At 66.8% G+C, this 15,394-nt stretch carries 21 protein-coding genes and 1 tRNA gene; 13 read left to right on the forward strand and 9 right to left on the reverse strand.

The features are described 5' to 3' along the window. Nucleotides 1–54: 54 nt before the first annotated feature. On the forward strand, nucleotides 55–960 hold the full coding sequence (locus tag HCU64_RS01240) for an alpha/beta hydrolase (RefSeq protein WP_233381979.1): 906 nt from the start codon (nucleotides 55–57) through the stop codon (nucleotides 958–960). Here HCU64_RS01240 and HCU64_RS01245 read toward each other — a convergent pair. Both HCU64_RS01245 and HCU64_RS01250 read right to left on the reverse strand, forming a co-directional pair. Then, nucleotides 957–1,370, reverse strand: a complete 414-nt coding sequence (locus HCU64_RS01245) for an acyl-CoA thioesterase (protein WP_233381980.1) — start codon at nucleotides 1,368–1,370, stop codon at nucleotides 957–959. The genes HCU64_RS01240 and HCU64_RS01245 overlap by 4 nt on opposite strands. A 100-nt stretch (nucleotides 1,371–1,470) precedes the next feature. Then, nucleotides 1,471–1,677: a hypothetical protein gene (locus HCU64_RS01250; protein WP_233381981.1), complete on the reverse strand. Its 207-nt coding sequence runs from the start codon at nucleotides 1,675–1,677 to the stop codon at nucleotides 1,471–1,473. A gap of 257 nt (nucleotides 1,678–1,934) precedes the next feature. Between HCU64_RS01250 and HCU64_RS01255 the strand changes: the two genes are divergently transcribed. The 6 genes from HCU64_RS01255 (at nucleotide 1,935) to HCU64_RS01280 (ending at nucleotide 6,926) form a co-directional block, all read left to right on the forward strand. After that, the gene (locus HCU64_RS01255) at nucleotides 1,935–2,258 is read left to right on the forward strand and encodes a hypothetical protein (RefSeq protein ID WP_233381982.1); all 324 of its coding nucleotides are present in this window, start codon (nucleotides 1,935–1,937) and stop codon (nucleotides 2,256–2,258) included. A 242-nt stretch (nucleotides 2,259–2,500) separates the two neighbouring features. Further along, a complete protein-coding gene (locus HCU64_RS01260; RefSeq protein ID WP_233381983.1) occupies nucleotides 2,501–4,354 on the forward strand; it encodes a S8 family peptidase in 1,854 nt (617 codons plus the stop codon). Nucleotides 4,355–4,430: 76 nt separating this feature from the next. Further along, nucleotides 4,431–4,991 carry a sigma-70 family RNA polymerase sigma factor gene (locus tag HCU64_RS01265; RefSeq protein ID WP_233381984.1) on the forward strand — a complete coding sequence of 187 codons (561 nt, stop codon included), beginning with the start codon at nucleotides 4,431–4,433 and terminating at the stop codon, nucleotides 4,989–4,991. Beyond that, nucleotides 4,988–5,656 (forward strand): hypothetical protein, encoded by a 669-nt coding sequence (locus HCU64_RS01270; RefSeq protein ID WP_233381985.1) that lies wholly within the window; start codon nucleotides 4,988–4,990, stop codon nucleotides 5,654–5,656. The genes HCU64_RS01265 and HCU64_RS01270 overlap by 4 nt, the downstream gene beginning before the upstream one ends. A 104-nt stretch (nucleotides 5,657–5,760) precedes the next feature. Further along, nucleotides 5,761–6,414, forward strand: coding sequence for a transglutaminase-like cysteine peptidase (locus HCU64_RS01275; protein ID WP_442785885.1), 654 nt, complete (start codon nucleotides 5,761–5,763; stop codon nucleotides 6,412–6,414). Between the two features lie 179 nt (nucleotides 6,415–6,593). Beyond that, nucleotides 6,594–6,926: a hypothetical protein gene (locus HCU64_RS01280; RefSeq protein ID WP_233381986.1), complete on the forward strand. Its 333-nt coding sequence runs from the start codon at nucleotides 6,594–6,596 to the stop codon at nucleotides 6,924–6,926. Between the two features lie 245 nt (nucleotides 6,927–7,171). Here HCU64_RS01280 and HCU64_RS01285 read toward each other — a convergent pair. Further along, nucleotides 7,172–7,245, reverse strand: a tRNA-Gln gene (locus tag HCU64_RS01285). Between the two features lie 192 nt (nucleotides 7,246–7,437). Further along, nucleotides 7,438–7,698: a hypothetical protein gene (locus HCU64_RS01290; RefSeq protein ID WP_233381987.1), complete on the reverse strand. Its 261-nt coding sequence runs from the start codon at nucleotides 7,696–7,698 to the stop codon at nucleotides 7,438–7,440. Between the two features lie 235 nt (nucleotides 7,699–7,933). Between HCU64_RS01290 and HCU64_RS01295 the strand changes: the two genes are divergently transcribed. Beyond that, nucleotides 7,934–8,140 (forward strand): hypothetical protein, encoded by a 207-nt coding sequence (locus tag HCU64_RS01295; RefSeq protein ID WP_233381988.1) that lies wholly within the window; start codon nucleotides 7,934–7,936, stop codon nucleotides 8,138–8,140. A 201-nt stretch (nucleotides 8,141–8,341) separates the two neighbouring features. After that, nucleotides 8,342–8,635 (forward strand): hypothetical protein, encoded by a 294-nt coding sequence (locus HCU64_RS01300; protein WP_233381989.1) that lies wholly within the window; start codon nucleotides 8,342–8,344, stop codon nucleotides 8,633–8,635. A 125-nt stretch (nucleotides 8,636–8,760) separates the two neighbouring features. Here the strand turns inward: HCU64_RS01300 and HCU64_RS01305 are convergent, their stop codons facing one another. After that, nucleotides 8,761–9,207, reverse strand: a complete 447-nt coding sequence (locus HCU64_RS01305; protein ID WP_233381990.1) for a hypothetical protein — start codon at nucleotides 9,205–9,207, stop codon at nucleotides 8,761–8,763. Nucleotides 9,208–9,418: 211 nt separating this feature from the next. Between HCU64_RS01305 and HCU64_RS01310 the strand changes: the two genes are divergently transcribed. Then, nucleotides 9,419–10,201: a phosphodiester glycosidase family protein gene (locus HCU64_RS01310; protein ID WP_233381991.1), complete on the forward strand. Its 783-nt coding sequence runs from the start codon at nucleotides 9,419–9,421 to the stop codon at nucleotides 10,199–10,201. A 45-nt stretch (nucleotides 10,202–10,246) separates the two neighbouring features. On the opposite strand, the gene HCU64_RS01315 is transcribed toward HCU64_RS01310, so the two are convergent. Together HCU64_RS01315 and HCU64_RS01320 are read right to left on the reverse strand one after the other, a co-directional pair. After that, nucleotides 10,247–10,621: a hypothetical protein gene (locus HCU64_RS01315; protein WP_233381992.1), complete on the reverse strand. Its 375-nt coding sequence runs from the start codon at nucleotides 10,619–10,621 to the stop codon at nucleotides 10,247–10,249. Continuing rightward, nucleotides 10,608–11,726: an NADH:flavin oxidoreductase/NADH oxidase gene (locus HCU64_RS01320; protein ID WP_233381993.1), complete on the reverse strand. Its 1,119-nt coding sequence runs from the start codon at nucleotides 11,724–11,726 to the stop codon at nucleotides 10,608–10,610. Before HCU64_RS01320 ends, HCU64_RS01315 begins: the two co-directional genes overlap by 14 nt. A gap of 113 nt (nucleotides 11,727–11,839) precedes the next feature. On the opposite strand from HCU64_RS01320, the gene HCU64_RS01325 reads away from it, so the two are divergent. Next, nucleotides 11,840–12,394, forward strand: a complete 555-nt coding sequence (locus HCU64_RS01325) for a chlorite dismutase family protein (protein ID WP_233381994.1) — start codon at nucleotides 11,840–11,842, stop codon at nucleotides 12,392–12,394. 14 nt (nucleotides 12,395–12,408) lie between these two features. Here HCU64_RS01325 and HCU64_RS01330 read toward each other — a convergent pair whose 3' ends face one another. Both HCU64_RS01330 and HCU64_RS01335 read right to left on the reverse strand, forming a co-directional pair. Next, nucleotides 12,409–14,328, reverse strand: coding sequence for a propionyl-CoA synthetase (locus tag HCU64_RS01330; RefSeq protein ID WP_233381995.1), 1,920 nt, complete (start codon nucleotides 14,326–14,328; stop codon nucleotides 12,409–12,411). A 162-nt stretch (nucleotides 14,329–14,490) separates the two neighbouring features. Further along, nucleotides 14,491–14,673 carry a YdcH family protein gene (locus tag HCU64_RS01335; RefSeq protein ID WP_233381996.1) on the reverse strand — a complete coding sequence of 61 codons (183 nt, stop codon included), beginning with the start codon at nucleotides 14,671–14,673 and terminating at the stop codon, nucleotides 14,491–14,493. 48 nt (nucleotides 14,674–14,721) lie between these two features. On the opposite strand from HCU64_RS01335, the gene HCU64_RS01340 reads away from it, so the two are divergent. Next, nucleotides 14,722–14,946, forward strand: a complete 225-nt coding sequence (locus HCU64_RS01340) for a hypothetical protein (RefSeq protein ID WP_233381997.1) — start codon at nucleotides 14,722–14,724, stop codon at nucleotides 14,944–14,946. Further along, entirely contained in the window at nucleotides 14,946–15,164 is a 219-nt protein-coding gene (locus HCU64_RS01345; protein WP_233382867.1) for a YdcH family protein, read from the forward strand. The genes HCU64_RS01340 and HCU64_RS01345 overlap by 1 nt, the downstream gene beginning before the upstream one ends. The last annotated feature ends 230 nt before the right edge of the window (nucleotides 15,165–15,394 follow it).

Genomic DNA, 15,394 nt, shown 5'->3' on the forward strand with positions numbered 1-15,394 from the left:
AACCGCCCCGTCTGCCCCCTCAATTGCGCTCGCAAGCCAATCCCTTGGAGACGCATGATCCGGGTCCTCGTCGCAGCGCTCTCGTTCGGCTGCCTCCTGCTCTCCGCGCTCGGCCTGTCCGGCTGCTCGCCCCTTGCCCTGTTCGATGCCCTCGGCCCGCGCGATGCCGGCGCCCGCCTCTCGCTGAAGGACGCCGCCTACGGTGAGGACCCGCGCCAGCGCCTCGACGTGTTCACGCCCGTCGGTGACGTCAGGAATGCCCCGGTGCTGGTTTTCTTCTACGGAGGCTCCTGGAAGAGTGGATCGAAAGAAGATTATGCTTTCGTCGCGCAGGCTTTGGCCGCGCAGGGCTTCGTGACGGTGCTGCCGGATTACCGGCTCTACCCGCAGGTGCGCTTCCCCGATTTCCTCGACGACGGCGCGCGGGCCATCGCCTGGGCCCGCGACCACATCGCGGCCTATGGCGGCGACCCGAAGAAGATCGTCCTCGCGGGCCATTCGGCCGGCGCCTACAACGCCGTGATGCTCGCTTTGGACCCGACCTATCTGCGTCGCGCCGGCGTCGAGCCGCGCAGCATCCGCGCCGTCGCCGGCCTCTCCGGCCCCTACGATTTCTTCCCCTTCGACCAGAGCACCTCGATCGACGTGTTCGGGCAGGCGCCCGACCCGAGGGCGACCCAGCCCATCAATTTCGCCGGCCCGAACTCGCCGCCGACGTTCCTGGCCACCGGCGACGCCGACAAGACGGTCCGCCCAGCCAACACCAGGAACCTCGCGGCGCGGCTGCGCGACATGCGCGTCGGAGTACAGGAGCGGATCTATCCCGGCCTCGACCATGCCGACACGCTGCTCGCGCTCTCGATCACCTTCCGCTCGAAGGCGCCCGAACTCTCCGAGATGGCGGCCTTCCTCCACCAGCATGCCGAGCGCCGACAGCTGAGCTCGGTGCGGATGCGCTAGCCCCCCTCTGGTGGCACCGGCCTCGGGCGGCGATCCGACCCGATCGCGACGAAGGTGAAGAGCGCCTGCGTGACCTTCATCGTCTCTTCGCTTTCGCGCTCCCGCCGCCAGACCTCGACCTGGATCTTGAGCGACGTCCGCCCCACCGAGACGATCCAGGCATAAAGGCTGACCTCGTCACCCACGAAGACCGGGTGATGGAAGGTCATCGCCTCCGCCGCGATGGTGGCGCAGCGGCCCCGCGAGCGCCGCGCGGCGACGTTGCCGGCCGCGAGGTCCATCTGGGCCATCAGCCAGCCGCCGAAGATGTCGCCGGCCGGGTTGGTATCGGCCGGCATGGCAACGGTGCGGATCACGGGCGGCCCGCGATCGACGGGCTGGCCTGCCGACCCGGCTTGATCTTCGCTCATCCTGGCTCTCCGTCACGCGCAGCAACTCTTGCCTGCGCCTTGCGCCGAGCATGCCACGGCCCAAGCCCAAGCACAGGAGCCCCCTAGAGCGATCAGGTCATCAGCCCCTACGGACGGCGTGTGACAGGCCGACGATGGAGGCGCCGGGGACCGAGGCGATGTCCGGTCCGTCCAACACCATCACGTGTGGGGCGGGCCGCTCGCTGATGGCGGCGAAGACGAGCAGTCCGATGCTCAGGAGCACATGCGGCAGCACCAGCGGGATGCCCCAGCGGACTTTCGGGAAGGTGATGAGTGGCCGAGCCATCGCTGCATCTCCATGGCCCTCGACGGATGATCCGGTCGGGCGATGGCGATGGGTCGTGGCGGCGGCGCGAATGGTTCATCGGCCAACAAAAAAAGGCGTGCGGCGACGCGTTCCTCTCAACGCGAGCTTTCGACATCGGATGAAGCGTCGGGCCGACAAAAAAAGTTTCGAGGTTCGATGAACCGGCGGCGGGTCAGGCACGACACAGCCATATCCGGACCGCGATGGGCGGGCCGGCCTCTTCAGGGAAACAGGCCATGTCGCTGCTCTCCGCTATCTCAGCTCCTCGCGCTCGCAAGATCGTTCTCGTCGCCGTCTCCGCCTCGATGATCGGCGCCGGCATCGGCGCTCCGACCTCGGCCAGCGCATTCCATCTGCCGTGCTGGAAGTTCGGAACCTGCAAGCCAGGCCCCAAGTCCTTCCCGGGCTACGGCGCTGCAGCCATTGCCGGCGGCTTCGCCCTCGGAGCGATCGCGGCGAGCGCCGCCAATGCGGACAGCGAGGATTGCGCCATCGAGCGCCGCCGTGCCTTCGACGAAGATGGCAATATTTACTACCGCCGGGTCCGCGTCTGCGAGTGAATCCTCTCACGAACCCGGCGAAGATGACGGGCGGGGCGTTTTCGGCGTCTCGCCCGATCTGCATGTTTCGACCAGCGGCATACGAGTGTTCGCAAGATCGAAGCCCGCATGGACGCGGGTTGGTCATTCGGACAAAGTGAGCGCCTCGCGCAGATGTTCAATCGAGGCGAGTCGAGGCGCCGAGGTCGGGAAGGATCGGGGAAGTGTCTGCCATGGCGGATCGCGCACGAGCGAGCCGGTCGATGGTGTGGGCTGCCGCCTGCGCCTTTCTGTTGCTGGCCCCACTCCCCGCCTTTGCTCAGTACCGGGGCATCACCGGCGGCGGATATGGCGGCCGTGGCTATGGCGGCGGATATGGCGCCGGTGGCATGGGCCTGGGCATAGGCGGTGCCATTCTCGGAGGCGTGGTCGGGTCAATGGGCCGTGGCCGTACGCGCGACGAAGTGGAGGAGGTCGAGGAGGTCGACCAGCCTCCCCCTCCGCGCCGCCCGAGACGCACGGCCGAACCGCCGCAGCGGCAATACCCAATCCCTGAACGGCCGAAGCGCGTCGTCGAGAAGCCGCCACGGCACCGTCCGCCGACGACCATGCGGAATCCACCACGGCCGGCCGAACCGCCGATGCGGGTCGCCAAGCCCGCGCATCCGACGCCGTCTCGGCCAACTCCGCCTCGCGTGGCCGGCAAAGTGCCACCGCAGCGGCCGCCCGCGCCAATCCTTCCGGCTGCGCAGCGCCCCGTCGCAGTGGCACAGGCCGACGAACCCGGCACCGTACCCGGCGAGGTCCTGATCGAGCTGAAATCCGGCGCGCCGGCCAATACCCTGGCGCGGCTCGGCCGCCAGCAGCGCCTCGAAACCATCGCGAGCGAGAGCTTCACACTGGTGCCATTGACTCTGCACCGGCTCCGTATCCGCGACGGCCGTTCGGTGGCCTCGGTGGTGCGAGCCCTGCAAGCCGATCCTCAGGTCGCCTCGGCACAGCCGAACCACGCCTATGCCCTCGTCGCCGACGCCCCAGCGGCCCTCCCCTTCGCCAGCGCGCAATGGGTCGTGAGCAAGCTGCATCTCGACGAGGCGCACCGCGCAGCAACGGGCCGAGGCGTCTCGATCGCGCTGATCGATTCCGGCGTCGACAGCGGCCATCCGGCGCTAGCCGGAGCGATGGCCGAGAGCTGGGACGCGCTCACCAAGGCCGCGATGCCGACCGACGGGGCCGATCCGCACGGCACCGCCGTCGCCGGCATCCTGGGAGCGCGGGCGCAACTCGCCAGCGCCGCGCCCGAGGCGCGCCTCGTCGCGATCCGGGCCTTCGTCGGCGCCCAGGCGAAGAAACCGGGCGCTCAGGGAACCACCATTCACGTGCTGCGCGCCGTCGACCACGCCGCGAGCGCACAGGCCCGCGTCGTCAACATGAGCTTCGCCGGGCCCGCGGATGCCAAGCTGTCCCAGTTCCTCGCCGCCGGTTCGGAGAAGGGCTTCGTCTATATCGCGGCCGTCGGAAATGCCGGGCCGGATTCGCCGCCGCTCTATCCGGCGGCCGATCCGAACGTCATCGCCGTCACCGCCACCGACGCGCAGGATAAGCTCTATCCGGCTGCCAATCGTGGGCCGCACGTCTCGGTCGCGGCGCCGGGCGTCGACGTGTTCGTGGCCGCGCCAGGCGGCGCCTACGGCTTCCTCACCGGCACCTCGATGGCCGCCCCCCAGGTCGCCGGCATCGCGGCGATGATGCTCGAGGCGAAGCCCGCGCTGACTCTCGCGACCTTGCGTGAGGCGCTGACGAGGAGCGCGCGTGACCTCGGCTCGGCAGGCCGCGACCCCGATTACGGCGCAGGCTCGGCCGACGCGCGCGATGCGCTCGAGGCCGTCGGCGTCCACTTCGAGGCTCCGGTGGCGATGGATGCGAAGCCGCCGCTCGGCGCAGCACGGATCGAAATGGGCCCTCCCCACGACACCGCGAAGGCCGAACCGCCCGCAACGCCCGAGCCCAGCAAGGTCGAGCCAGCCATGGATGACGCCCCCCGCACCGCGGTAGCGCCGTCGACGGAGCCGAGCCCTGCCTCGGCGTCGACTAAGGATGGCGCAGCCGATCGATGAGCGTGTCTGCCGGCGTTTTTTGCATCCCGATTGAACCGGCCCCTCGCTTCGCGCGACCCATGAGCAGCCCGGCCGCATGACGAACGCCTCCGACGAGGCGCTGGTGATGCGGATCGCGGGCGGCAATGCGCTCGCGATGCAGAGCCTCTACGCGCGGCATTCCACCCGCGTGTACCGGTTCCTCGTGCGCCTCGTTCGGGACGCCACGCAAGCAGAGGATCTGATGAGCGACGTGTTCTTCGATGTCTGGCAGCAGGCTGCCCGGTTCGAGGGCCGCTCCAGCGTCACGACCTGGATGCTGGGCATCGCCCGGTTCAAGGCACTCTCACACCTGCGCAAACGCCAGCACGCGGCGCTCGAACCCGAATTCGCCGAGGCGATCGAGGACGAGGCCGACACGCCCGAGATCCTGCTGCAGAAGGTCGGCAAGGCGGAAGTGATCCGCCGATGCCTCGCGGTTCTGTCCACGGAGCACCGCGAGGTGATCGATCTCGTTTATTATCACGAGCGCAGCGTCGAGGAGGTCGCCGAGATCACCGGCGTCCCCGCCGGCACGGTGAAGACGCGGCTCTTTCATGCACGGAAGCGGCTCTCGGAGCAGCTGACTGCCATGGGCATCGACCGGGGCTGGCCATGACCGCACGCGACCCCAGCAAGGATCCCGACGAGATCGACCTGCTGCTGCCCTGGCACACGGTGGAGCGGCTCTCTCCCGAGGAGGCGGAAACGGTCGAGGCGGCGCTCCGCGCCGACCCGGAGCGCGCCCGCCATCTCGACATCGCCCGCGAGGAGCGGGCCGAGACCGTCGCACTGAACCAGGGCCTCGGCGCACCATCGAGAGCCGCGCGCGACAAGCTGTTCGCGCGGATCGAGGCCGAGGGCCGCAGGCCCGCCGAGGGTCTCGCTCCGCGCTGGCGCGGCTGGCTCGCCGGTCTCTCGCCGCGCTCGCTCGCCTGGTCCGGCGCGTTCGCGGCCTTGGTGATCGCGGTGCAGGCCGGGCTGCTGACCAGGGCCTATCTCGGCAACCAACCCGCCGGCTACGAGACCGCCTCCGCTCCCGCGCCGGCGACGTCGCAGGGCATCACGGTTTTGATCGCCTTCACACCCACGGCAACGGCCGAGCGGATCGAAACCCTGTTGCGCGATGCCCATGCTGCCATCATCGAGGGTCCGCTGCCCGGTGGCATCTATCGGCTGCGGATCACGGAGGCCGGAGACGCGGCCGCCAAGACGATCGAGCGTTTACGCGCCGAGACCACCCTGGTCCGCCTCGTCGCGCCGGCGAACCCAGCCGGCCGTTAACGGGTCTCAACAGCCCCGTTAACCGACCTTTAACCGAATGATTGCGGCCGCCCGGCACCTGTGAGACGTTCGTTAACAGAAGATTAACGAGGTTCTCCGAAGCCATGCGTACCGGCGTTTCCATGCGGATCAAGGCTTCGGTTCGTGGTCTCGTTGCGGCCTTCGCCGCGATGGTGTCGGTGGCGTCTGGCCCCCAGGCTCAGGCTCAGACACTCGCCTCGCTGCCGGCCTCCGGGCTCGCCGCTTCCATCACCGGCTCGGCTCGCCCGATCGCCGCTTGGACCGAATTCTGCGAGCGCTACCCGAACGAGTGCGCCGTCAACCGCGGCGAGGCAGCTTCGATCGCCCTCACCCCGACGATCTGGCAGACCATCAACACGGTGAACCGCCGCGTGAACAAGGCGATCCACGCCGTGACCGACCAGGATCACTGGAATGTTGCCGACCGCTGGGACCTCGCCGAGGACGGCCAGGGTGATTGCGAGGACTTCCAGCTGCGCAAGCGCTCGATGCTCGTTGAGGCCGGCCTGCCCCGCCGCGCCATGCGCATGACCGTGGTCATCGACGAGAAGGGCGAGGGCCACGCTGTGCTCACCCTGATCACCGACCGCGGCGACCTCATCCTCGACAACAAGACCAGCGTCGTTCTGCCCTGGCGCCAGACCGGCTACACCTACATCAAGCGCGAGAGCCAGGATGCAGTGGCCTGGGTCGGCCTCGGTGTGGCCGTCTCGCCGGTGACCACCGCCAACCGCTGAGGGCTTGGCCCTCAGCCCAGCACGCTTTCCCGAAACGGGACTCTCCACCACACTGGTCGTTGCAGACGTTTAACACTTCCGACGCAAGGGTTACCGGAGCGTTTCGCCAATCCGGCGAATGCGCTCCGTTCACGTCCAGCGCGCCTCTCAAGAGGTTCGGTGGAGGCCCGGAGGTCCCGATGGTCTCGGTCGGCACGATTGCCCGCCTCGTCATCCTCGCCGGCGCGCTCGCGACGGCGGCTCCCGCGCTGGCCGAGAGCAGCGTGAGTGACCGCCATGACGCTTGGCGCGCCTGCCTCTCCGACGCTTACAGACTGCGCGCCGCCCTGTCCGGCAGGGCGCTGGCCGCAGAATCCGCGATCCGCGAGTGCCGCGACAGCGAAACCGCTTATCTCTCTGCTCTCGCGACTTCGCCGCTCTTGGATGACGAGGACGTCACCCGCGTCCGTCCTGCCCTTCTCGTGCGTGCACGGACCTGGCTGCTCTCGGGAAAGACCAGCCGGAGCCTGTAGCCGCTGGCTGACGTCCGGTGCGTCCGATGGGCACCTCCGACCGGCGTCCGTCGCCCACGCTGTGTTTTGACCGAAGCGGGCGCGCGCGCTCGGGTCGCCGCGCCCGCCTGCGGCGGCTCCCTCAAATCCGGATGAGGTCAGGCTTGCCTTCCCTACAAGGGCAGCGAAGGATCAGATCGCGAGCTGTCGCGACGCGCTCCCCGATCGGGCTTCAGTTTAGATGTGAGATAGAGAGGTCGAGAGATTGGCTGGGGGACGAGGATTCGAACCTCGACTAGAGGAGTCAGAGTCCACTGTTCTACCGTTAAACTATCCCCCACCGCCGAGAGCGCATTCGGCTCTCGAAACCCACCGTCGGGCACCGGCTTCGATGAAATCATCGTCGGCCGGTCGGCGTAGCTCGGGCCGTTTAAGGAGTTCGGTGCCGCTTGTCCAGCCCAAGCTGTCCAGGTTTTGCCCGATACCTCGACGCCCCTCGCGGAGGAGCTGGCGACCGAGAGAGAGCGGCCGATCAGTCCGCCATTTCGGCGGGCCGGACACCATCGGCCGCGGCGGGAATGACCGACGACATGCGGCGCGCGTGGTCGAGTACGCGCCGAGCAGCGTTGCGGGCGTTAAGGGCCCGAAGCTCGGGCCGGGGAAGGCCGTCGGCCAGGGCCGTGCGCGCGAGCGCTCGCAGGAAGCGAGCATCCGCCGCAGCGCGTGCACGGATCGTGGCAACCGGCGCGCTGATCAGGGCACCGGCAAGTTCGTCAGAGAGAGGGGCAGTCATCGGCGTTGGTCCTCAGGACCGGCTTGTGCCGCGTCCCGGTATGACCAGGGCTTCTGTCACGCAATTCAGTGTTCGGCAATGATTCTATTCGGGTGTTTTCTACGGATCAGCCGCGAAAATTTTTCATACCCAGCAAATGAAAGTATTCGGCACCTGCTCCGTTAACCGTGACGAATCGAGCTGCTCCCGGCGCTGGCGGGATGCATCGCGACGGGGGACGTGGCAGAATCCCGCGATGGTCCCCGTTCTCGGTATCATCCTGGCTGGCACTCTCCTGGCGATGCTGCTCTGGCGCCGGCACCTCGGGTCACTGATGCAGGTCGCCAGCCTCGTGGCAGCTTTGCTGCTGATGATCTGGCTGCAGGACAACGGATATCTCAACGCCAAAGGCAAGCCGCCAGCCGACGCGGACCGCCAGGCGCCGATGAGTTCACCGCGCTAGACGCCTTCCGGCGACAAACCGCCCGTCGGCGAGCCACCCGTGATGGGGAGGAGCGACGGATGGGCGGACCGAGCATCTCGGAGATGTCATGGGCCACTCCCTCGCCTCAGTCGGGAGACATGTCGCTCCCCATCAGCCGCGGTTGCGTTTCTGCGACATCGCCACAGCCCGTCAGCAGCTGGACACGGTCAATCCGGACACATGAGAGTTCTGAACTGGTTCTTCCGTGATCGCGCGACGGGCGCCATCGTGATCGCTCAGTGGCCGAACCTCCCGCTCTGGATCTTCGCCGGAGCTGCGGCGGTCACGTGGATCATGGAAGCATCTGCCTGGGCCGCTCCGCCCTGGCTGAACGGGAGCTTGCAGATCGCCTCGATGGCAAGTCTCACTTGGTGGGCCGCCGACGAGGTCTTGCGCGGGGTCAATCCCTGGCGGCGCTTCCTTGGCGGCACAGTCTTGCTGTTCGGGTTGCTGCGCCTGCTTCACGCATTGTGACGTCTGCCCAGTCGCGGCGAGCGCCGCAAACGTACGCGCCGCTCACGATATTGCTGACCCAAACAAGAAGAAGGGGCCGCTCTCGCGGCCCCTTCTTCCCGCCTTCGCGAATGCCGCGGAACGGCTCAGTAGCAGCGCTGCACGAAGACGCGGCGATAGCCGTAAGGCGTCCAGCGCACGCGCGGCACGGAATAGCAGCCGCCGTAGCCATACCCGTAACCATCATAGCCGACATTCGAGTATCCGTAGGGATAACCGTAGCCGTAATAGCCTCCGTAGAGCCCACCTGCGGCAAGGCCGAGGCCGAGGCCGAGGCCCAGACCGCCATAGCCCCAGCCGCGATTGCGCCAGCCATAGCCGCGGTAGCCGCCGCCCCAACCTGGCCGGAACCCGCCGCCGAAGCCCGCGCCGCGGAAACCACCACCACGGAAGCCGCCGAAGCCGCCACCATGGAACCCACCGCCGTGAAAACCGCCGCCATGGAAGCCGCCGAAACCCCGCGCTTCAGCCGTTGCCGGTAGGGCTGCGAGGGCGCCCGCCACCAGGGCCGATGCCAGAATTACCCGTTTCATGATGTCATCTCCGAGGAGTTCCTCCCCCACCAGCCCATCAAACGTACAACCAGTGGAAACGGTTCATGCGGCATGCGGTCCCGATTGCAGGTGCGGTCGCCCTCGGTTGCAGACGAGTGCATGACGGCCTTGAAAATGGCCGCGTTTTGCGGCGAGGAAAGCGTGGCTACGTCCGGTCGAGCCCCGCAGGGGCCAGAAGCGGGATTCAGGGATGCGCTCACGTCTTGCCGGACTGGCGATCGGCCTCTGCGCACTGACAACCGTGCCCGCGTCGGCGCGCGAGGAAGGGAACGCCACGGCCACGTCTGGCGCCGCCACCTCCGCCAAAGGGCCGTGCCGCGCGACTGTTTCGGAGAACGAGACCTATACGGTCTGTGTCTTGGATCTGAGGCGCGAGCGAGTTCGCCTGTTCTGGCTCGGCGCCGATGGCGCTCCCTACGCATCGCTGTCGGGCTTGGCGAGACGGCAGGGGCCGTCACTGAGCTTCGCCATGAATGCCGGAATGTACGACAAGGACCAGGCTCCGGTCGGGCTCTATATCGAGGAAGGACGCGAGCTGAAGCGCGTGTCCACCGCCAACGGGCCAGGCAACTTTCACTTGAAGCCCAACGGCATCTTCTACGTTAAGGGCGATCGCGCCGGCGTGCTGGACACGGGACGCTACCTCAAGGCGAAGCTGAAGCCCGACTTTGCCACGCAATCCGGCCCAATGCTGGTGATCGACGGTAAGATCCACCCGAAAATCTCGGAAGATGGTCCGAGCCAGAAGGTGCGCAATGGTGTGGGTGTGCGCGATGACGGCCGTACGGCGATCTTCGCGATCTCGGAGCGTCCGGTCAGCTTCGGCGCCTTCGCCAGACTGTTCAAGGACGACCTCGGCTGCCGAAACGCGCTCTTTCTCGACGGCTCCGTCTCGAGCCTCTACGCGCCGGGTCTCGGCCGCTCTGACCTCAGCCGCCCACTCGGCCCCCTGGTCGGAGCGATGCCACGCTAACCCCCGTTCTTGCGAGCGGAGCGCGCGAGGGCGGAGGAGGGTACATCAGATTTCCCGGACGCGATCCCCGAAAGCCGTCTTCAGCGCTGCTTTCACTGCGGGCCCGATTGCCTCGCGAGACGTGATCCGTACTTTCGGCATCTGCGCACCAATGGTGCTGGCAGCGTCCAGCGTAAAGTCGAGCCGATGGTCGCCGACGGCAAGCGCCTGTACGCCGTCGCGTTGGCTCAGCTCTTCGCCCAGGAACTCCAGGCTCGCGCCAACGGCATCGATCTGGATGATGAAATAACCGGCAGGCTCCGCCTCGTCATCGGCGCCGGAGATCAGGCACAGGCCATCCTCTTCGTCGATGCGTACGCGTTCGACTGTGAAGGCGACGACGTCCTCGGGGACCACTCCATTTCCATCAGCGCTGGCCAAACTGCGTGTCCTTGAAGAGGTGCTTGAGTTCGCGCGGCTGGCACCGCCAGTACTGCTTCGGCGCGCGAACCTCGGCGCCGAGGGCGCCAGCGGCGTGCCAGGGCCAGCGCGGATCGTAGAGCATGGCGCGCGCGAGCGAGACCGCATCCGCTTTGCCCTCTGCGAGAATGTCTTCGGCCTGGCGGGGCTCGGTGATGAGGCCGACGGCGATCGTGGTCAGTCCGGTCTCGGCTTTGATCCGCTCGGCGAACGGCACCTGATAGCCTGGCCCCAGCGCGATCTTCTGCTGGTTCGATAGGCCACCGCTGGAGACATGGATCGCCGCTGCGCCGCTTGCTTTCAGCGCTTGAGCGAACGCGACGGTTTCGTCGAGGCTCCATCCATCCTCGACCCAGTCGGTTGCCGAGACGCGCAACCAGACGGGCTTGCCGCTCGGGACGACCTCGCGCACCGCGTCGAAGATTTCGAGGGGGAAGCGCATGCGGTTCTGCAGGCTGCCTCCGTATTCGTCCGTTCGCTGGTTCGATAGCGGCGAGAGGAACTGGTGCAGCAGGTAGCCGTGGGCGCCGTGGACCTCGACCGCGTCGATGCCCAACCGCATGGCGCGCTTGGTCGTAGCGACGAAGTCATCGCGGATTTTTTTGAGATCAGAGGCCGTGAGGGCATGCGGCGCCACCTCGCCTTCGCCATGTGGGATCGGCGAGGGAGCCTCGGTGCGCCAGCCATGCGGACTTTCGGGAGAGATCTGTGCGCCGCCGGCCCAGGGTCTTTCGCTCGATGCCTTTCGGCCTGCATGGGCAATCTGGATGCAGCTGGGGATGGGCGAATACTCGCGGATCGCGTCGAGAACGCGGGCGAGCGCACGCTCGCAGCCGTCCGAGTAAAGCCCGAGATCCCAATCGGTGATGCGCGCCTCGGGCGACACCGCGGTGGCCTCCAGTGTCAGCAGCCCGGCACCCGACATGGCGAGCTGGCCGAGATGCATCATGTGCCAGTCGGAGGCCTCACCGGCCGTCGCCGAGTACTGGCACATCGGCGCAATCAGGATGCGGTTGTCGAGATCGAGATCACCGAGGCGGAGCGGCGTGAACAGGCGTGGCGACATCGGGTCTCCGGGAATAGGCCGCACGGTCGACGACGGCGCTTCACGATGGACCCAACGTAACGCCCGGCACGAAGCTAGCGAAGGCCTGCGGGGACAATTCAGATGAGCTTCTCATGACCTCGCCGCTTCCCGTTGCCTTCGTAGCCGGCAAATCCGGCCTCTGGCGGATCGAGACCGTGAAGCCCGTGATCGGCGATAGCCTGCCGGCGGCCACGCGCCTCACGGTCATCGAAGACGTCGACCGGCAGGCTCATGACGACTGCGCCTGGATCCTGCGGGGCGTGACCAGCAACATCCGCTATACCAACCGGCGGGAGGCGGATGCGCTGGCCTCGCAGCAGCAGGGCCTCAACCGATCGGAGGCCGTACGTGCCGCACTGATCCCGATTCGAAAGAATGCGGCGTGGTGGGCGCTGACCCAGGACGAGCGCCGCGCCGTCTTCGAAGAGCAGTCGCAACATATCGGCATCGGGATGACGGTGCTGCCCGAGGTTTCGCGGCGCCTCCATCACGCTCGCGACCTCGGCGGCCCCTTCGATTTCCTTACCTGGTTCGAATACGCACCTGCACAGGCGGATGCCTTCGAAACGATGGTGGCGCAGCTGCGCGCGACCCCGGAGTGGCGCTACGTCGATTGGGAGATCGACATTCGCCTTAGCCGTGCGTGAGCCCGGGCTTCAGACTAGATGCCGATGCCCCGCGTCTTGAGGCTCTCACCGATTTCCTCAAGCACCGCCGGGTCTTCGATGGTCGGCGGCGTCGTGTAGCTCTGGCCGTCGGCGATGGCCTTCATGGTCGCTCGCAGGATTTTTCCGGATCGGGTCTTTGGCAGTCGGCCGACGGTGAGCGCGAGCTTGAAGGCGGCAACCGGGCCGATCTCGTCACGGACCCGGGCAATGAGCTCCTTTTCGATGTCTGCAGGTTCCTTCGCGACGCCAGACTTGAGCACCACGAAGCCGCAGGGCGCCTCGCCCTTCACAGCATCGCGGATGCCGATCACGGCGCATTCGGCGACGTCCGGATGCGAGGCGAGCACCGCCTCCATGCCGCCCGTGGAGAGCCGGTGGCCAGCAACGTTGATGATGTCGTCGGTCCGACCCAGCACGGTGACATAGCCATCCGCATCGCGGATGCCGGCATCAGAGGTGTCGTAATAGCCGGCAAAGGTCTGCAGGTAGCTGGCGCGCATTCGCTCATCCGAGCCCCACAGGGTCGGCAGGCAACTCGGCGGCAGCGGCAGCTTGAGCGCGATCGTGCCCATGGCGCCGTCCGGTACCGGCTTTCCGGCCTCGTCGAGGATGTGGAGGTCGTAGCCCGGCATCGGCACGGCGGTGGAGCCATGCTTCACTGGAAGCCGCTCGATACCGAGCGGATTGCCGGCGATGGCCCAGCCGGTTTCGGTTTGCCACCAATGGTCGATCACCGGCTTGCCGAGCGCCTTTTCGGCCCAGGCGACGGAATCCGGGTCGGCCCGCTCCCCAGCGAGGAAGAGCGCGCGGAAGCCGGAGAGATCGTATTCGGCGAGCTTCTCGGCGCGCGGGTCTTCCTTCTTGATGGCCCGGAGCGCCGTCGGTGCCGTGAAGAGCGTGCAGGCGCCATATTCGGAGACGACGCGCCAGAAGGCGCCCGCATCCGGCGTGCCCACCGGCTTGCCCTCGTAGAGGATCGTCGTGCAGCCGTGCAGGAGCGGCCCATAGACGATGTAGGAATGCCCAACGACCCACCCGATGTCGGAGGCGCAGAAATAGACCTCGCCGGACTTCACCCCGTAGAGGTTGGCCATCGACCAGGCGAGCGCGACGCAGTAGCCGCCGGTATCGCGCACCACACCCTTCGGTTTTCCGGTCGTACCCGAGGTGTAGAGAATGTAGAGGGGATCGGTCGCGGCCATCGCGATGGGATCGGCCCGATGCCCAGCCTTCTTCGCCGCGGCGACCATTGCCGCCCAATCATGGTCACGCCCCTCGATGAGATCGGCCTTCGCCTGCGGCCGCTGCAGGACGAGGCAGGCCTCCGGCTTGTGCGCGGAGCGCGCGACGGCGGCATCGAGCAGCGGCTTGTAGGCGACCACCCGGGTCGGCTCTATGCCACAGGAGGCGGCCAGGATCATTTTCGGCGTCGCGTCTTCGATGCGTGCGGCAAGCTCGTTGGCGGCAAAGCCTCCGAATACCACCGAGTGAATGGCGCCGAGACGGGCGCAGGCCAGCATGCCTACGAGTGCCTCGGGCACCATTGGCATGTAGATCACAACGCGGTCGCCCTTGCCTACGCCGAAACCGGCGAGAACCGCCGCTAGCGTTGCTACCTCCTCGCGCAGCTCAACAAAGCTGATCCGGCGCTTCGTGCCGGTAACGGGCGAGTCGTAGAGGATCGCTGCCTGCTCGCCGTGTCCGCGCTCGACATGCCGGTCGACGGCGTTGAAGCATGCATTCAGCCGGGCGTCCGGGAACCAGCGGCCATAGACGCCGGCCTTCGGGTCGAACGCACGGCTGGGCGAGCGGTCCCAATCGAGCGCCTTGGCGGCATCCAGCCAGAAGGTCTCGGGGTCCGCGATCGAAGCCGCATGCACGGGGGCGTAGGCGGCGGTCGCAGCGGCTGTCATGGCGTTCCTCGGCGTTCTTGCACCGGTCGGCGCCGGCTTTGCCGCATCCTTTCACGAAACAGGTGAGCGATGCCCAAAAAACAACCGCCGCGCCGGAGATCCGGAGCGGCGGCGAACTCGTCAGGCTTGGATAGAGCGGCCGGGACCAACCGGCCGACCGGGTCAGTGGAGGGTATCGCTCTCGTCCCGGAGGCGATTCATCTCGTCCTTGAGGTGAAGTTTCTTGCGCTTGAGCTCCGCGATCAGCAGGTCGTTGCTCGACGGCGACTGCATCGCGTCGTGAAGTTCCCGCTCCAGGGCATCATGCTTCCGGGCGAGCTGGCTCAAATGCGTGTCCAAGGACATGAGGCGTCTCTCCTGTCATCGTTACCGACTCATCCAGACTGACACACGATGAGCCGGCTGTCGAAGCGATTCGGCGGTCAAGCTCTCGATTTCGTCATCGAATTGCTGCTGGTTTTCCGCATCTGTGTCGGCATGTCTCAGGCGCAAAAAATCCTCTCGCCGCGACGACGATATCGGCGTGGATCGCCGGTCGACCAAGCTTTGCCGCCTTGCCCGGAACCGGACCTTGGCGCATGGTTTCTTGAAAGCGTGATCGAGTTTTGCGGACCATGATGGGAGCCAACGACACCGGCGATGCGGAAACCGATCTCGGATCGGAGCTGGGGCGCCTGAAGGAGGAGCACCGCGACCTTGATGCAGCGATCGAGGCCTTGAAGGTCGGCATCGTCAGCGACCAGTTGCAGATCCAGCGGCTGAAAAAGCGGAAGCTGTTTCTTCGCGATCGGATAAGCCATCTGGAGGACCAGATCCATCCGGATATCATCGCGTAACCGCTAGCAGCAAGGCGCCTGTCCACCGTGGTTCCGGAACTCGGCGGCGGAAATCTCAATTCGACCCGTGCCGCGCCCGCGCACGATGAAATCGAGCCCAATCGTGGATTGATCACTCTGCCTGTCCTTCAGCGCCCGGATTTGCCTTGGGCAGGCCAGGGTCTTGGCTGTGATCGTTTGGGCCCGAGCCTTGCCGGTTCGCGGCCCCACCTGTATTCGGCAGCATGACC

Source organism: Methylobacterium sp. C25, from assembly GCF_021352225.1.
Lineage (GTDB): Bacteria > Pseudomonadota > Alphaproteobacteria > Rhizobiales > Beijerinckiaceae > Methylobacterium.

Excerpts from the sequence above, each read along its gene's own strand:
- HCU64_RS01240 (WP_233381979.1), top strand. The coding sequence starts at position 55 with ATGATCCGGGTCCTCGTCGCAGCGCTCTCGTTCGGCTGCCTCCTGCTC.
- HCU64_RS01245 (WP_233381980.1), bottom strand. The coding sequence starts at position 1,370 with ATGAGCGAAGATCAAGCCGGGTCGGCAGGCCAGCCCGTCGATCGCGGG.
- HCU64_RS01250 (WP_233381981.1), bottom strand. The coding sequence starts at position 1,677 with ATGGCTCGGCCACTCATCACCTTCCCGAAAGTCCGCTGGGGCATCCCG.
- HCU64_RS01255 (WP_233381982.1), top strand. The coding sequence starts at position 1,935 with ATGTCGCTGCTCTCCGCTATCTCAGCTCCTCGCGCTCGCAAGATCGTT.
- HCU64_RS01260 (WP_233381983.1), top strand. The coding sequence starts at position 2,501 with ATGGTGTGGGCTGCCGCCTGCGCCTTTCTGTTGCTGGCCCCACTCCCC.
- HCU64_RS01265 (WP_233381984.1), top strand. The coding sequence starts at position 4,431 with ATGACGAACGCCTCCGACGAGGCGCTGGTGATGCGGATCGCGGGCGGC.
- HCU64_RS01270 (WP_233381985.1), top strand. The coding sequence starts at position 4,988 with ATGACCGCACGCGACCCCAGCAAGGATCCCGACGAGATCGACCTGCTG.
- HCU64_RS01275 (WP_442785885.1), top strand. The coding sequence starts at position 5,761 with ATGCGTACCGGCGTTTCCATGCGGATCAAGGCTTCGGTTCGTGGTCTC.
- HCU64_RS01280 (WP_233381986.1), top strand. The coding sequence starts at position 6,594 with ATGGTCTCGGTCGGCACGATTGCCCGCCTCGTCATCCTCGCCGGCGCG.
- HCU64_RS01290 (WP_233381987.1), bottom strand. The coding sequence starts at position 7,698 with ATGACTGCCCCTCTCTCTGACGAACTTGCCGGTGCCCTGATCAGCGCG.
- HCU64_RS01295 (WP_233381988.1), top strand. The coding sequence starts at position 7,934 with ATGGTCCCCGTTCTCGGTATCATCCTGGCTGGCACTCTCCTGGCGATG.
- HCU64_RS01300 (WP_233381989.1), top strand. The coding sequence starts at position 8,342 with ATGAGAGTTCTGAACTGGTTCTTCCGTGATCGCGCGACGGGCGCCATC.
- HCU64_RS01305 (WP_233381990.1), bottom strand. The coding sequence starts at position 9,207 with ATGAAACGGGTAATTCTGGCATCGGCCCTGGTGGCGGGCGCCCTCGCA.
- HCU64_RS01310 (WP_233381991.1), top strand. The coding sequence starts at position 9,419 with ATGCGCTCACGTCTTGCCGGACTGGCGATCGGCCTCTGCGCACTGACA.
- HCU64_RS01320 (WP_233381993.1), bottom strand. The coding sequence starts at position 11,726 with ATGTCGCCACGCCTGTTCACGCCGCTCCGCCTCGGTGATCTCGATCTC.
- HCU64_RS01325 (WP_233381994.1), top strand. The coding sequence starts at position 11,840 with ATGACCTCGCCGCTTCCCGTTGCCTTCGTAGCCGGCAAATCCGGCCTC.
- HCU64_RS01330 (WP_233381995.1), bottom strand. The coding sequence starts at position 14,328 with ATGACAGCCGCTGCGACCGCCGCCTACGCCCCCGTGCATGCGGCTTCG.
- HCU64_RS01335 (WP_233381996.1), bottom strand. The coding sequence starts at position 14,673 with ATGTCCTTGGACACGCATTTGAGCCAGCTCGCCCGGAAGCATGATGCC.
- HCU64_RS01340 (WP_233381997.1), top strand. The coding sequence starts at position 14,722 with ATGAGCCGGCTGTCGAAGCGATTCGGCGGTCAAGCTCTCGATTTCGTC.
- HCU64_RS01345 (WP_233382867.1), top strand. The coding sequence starts at position 14,946 with ATGGGAGCCAACGACACCGGCGATGCGGAAACCGATCTCGGATCGGAG.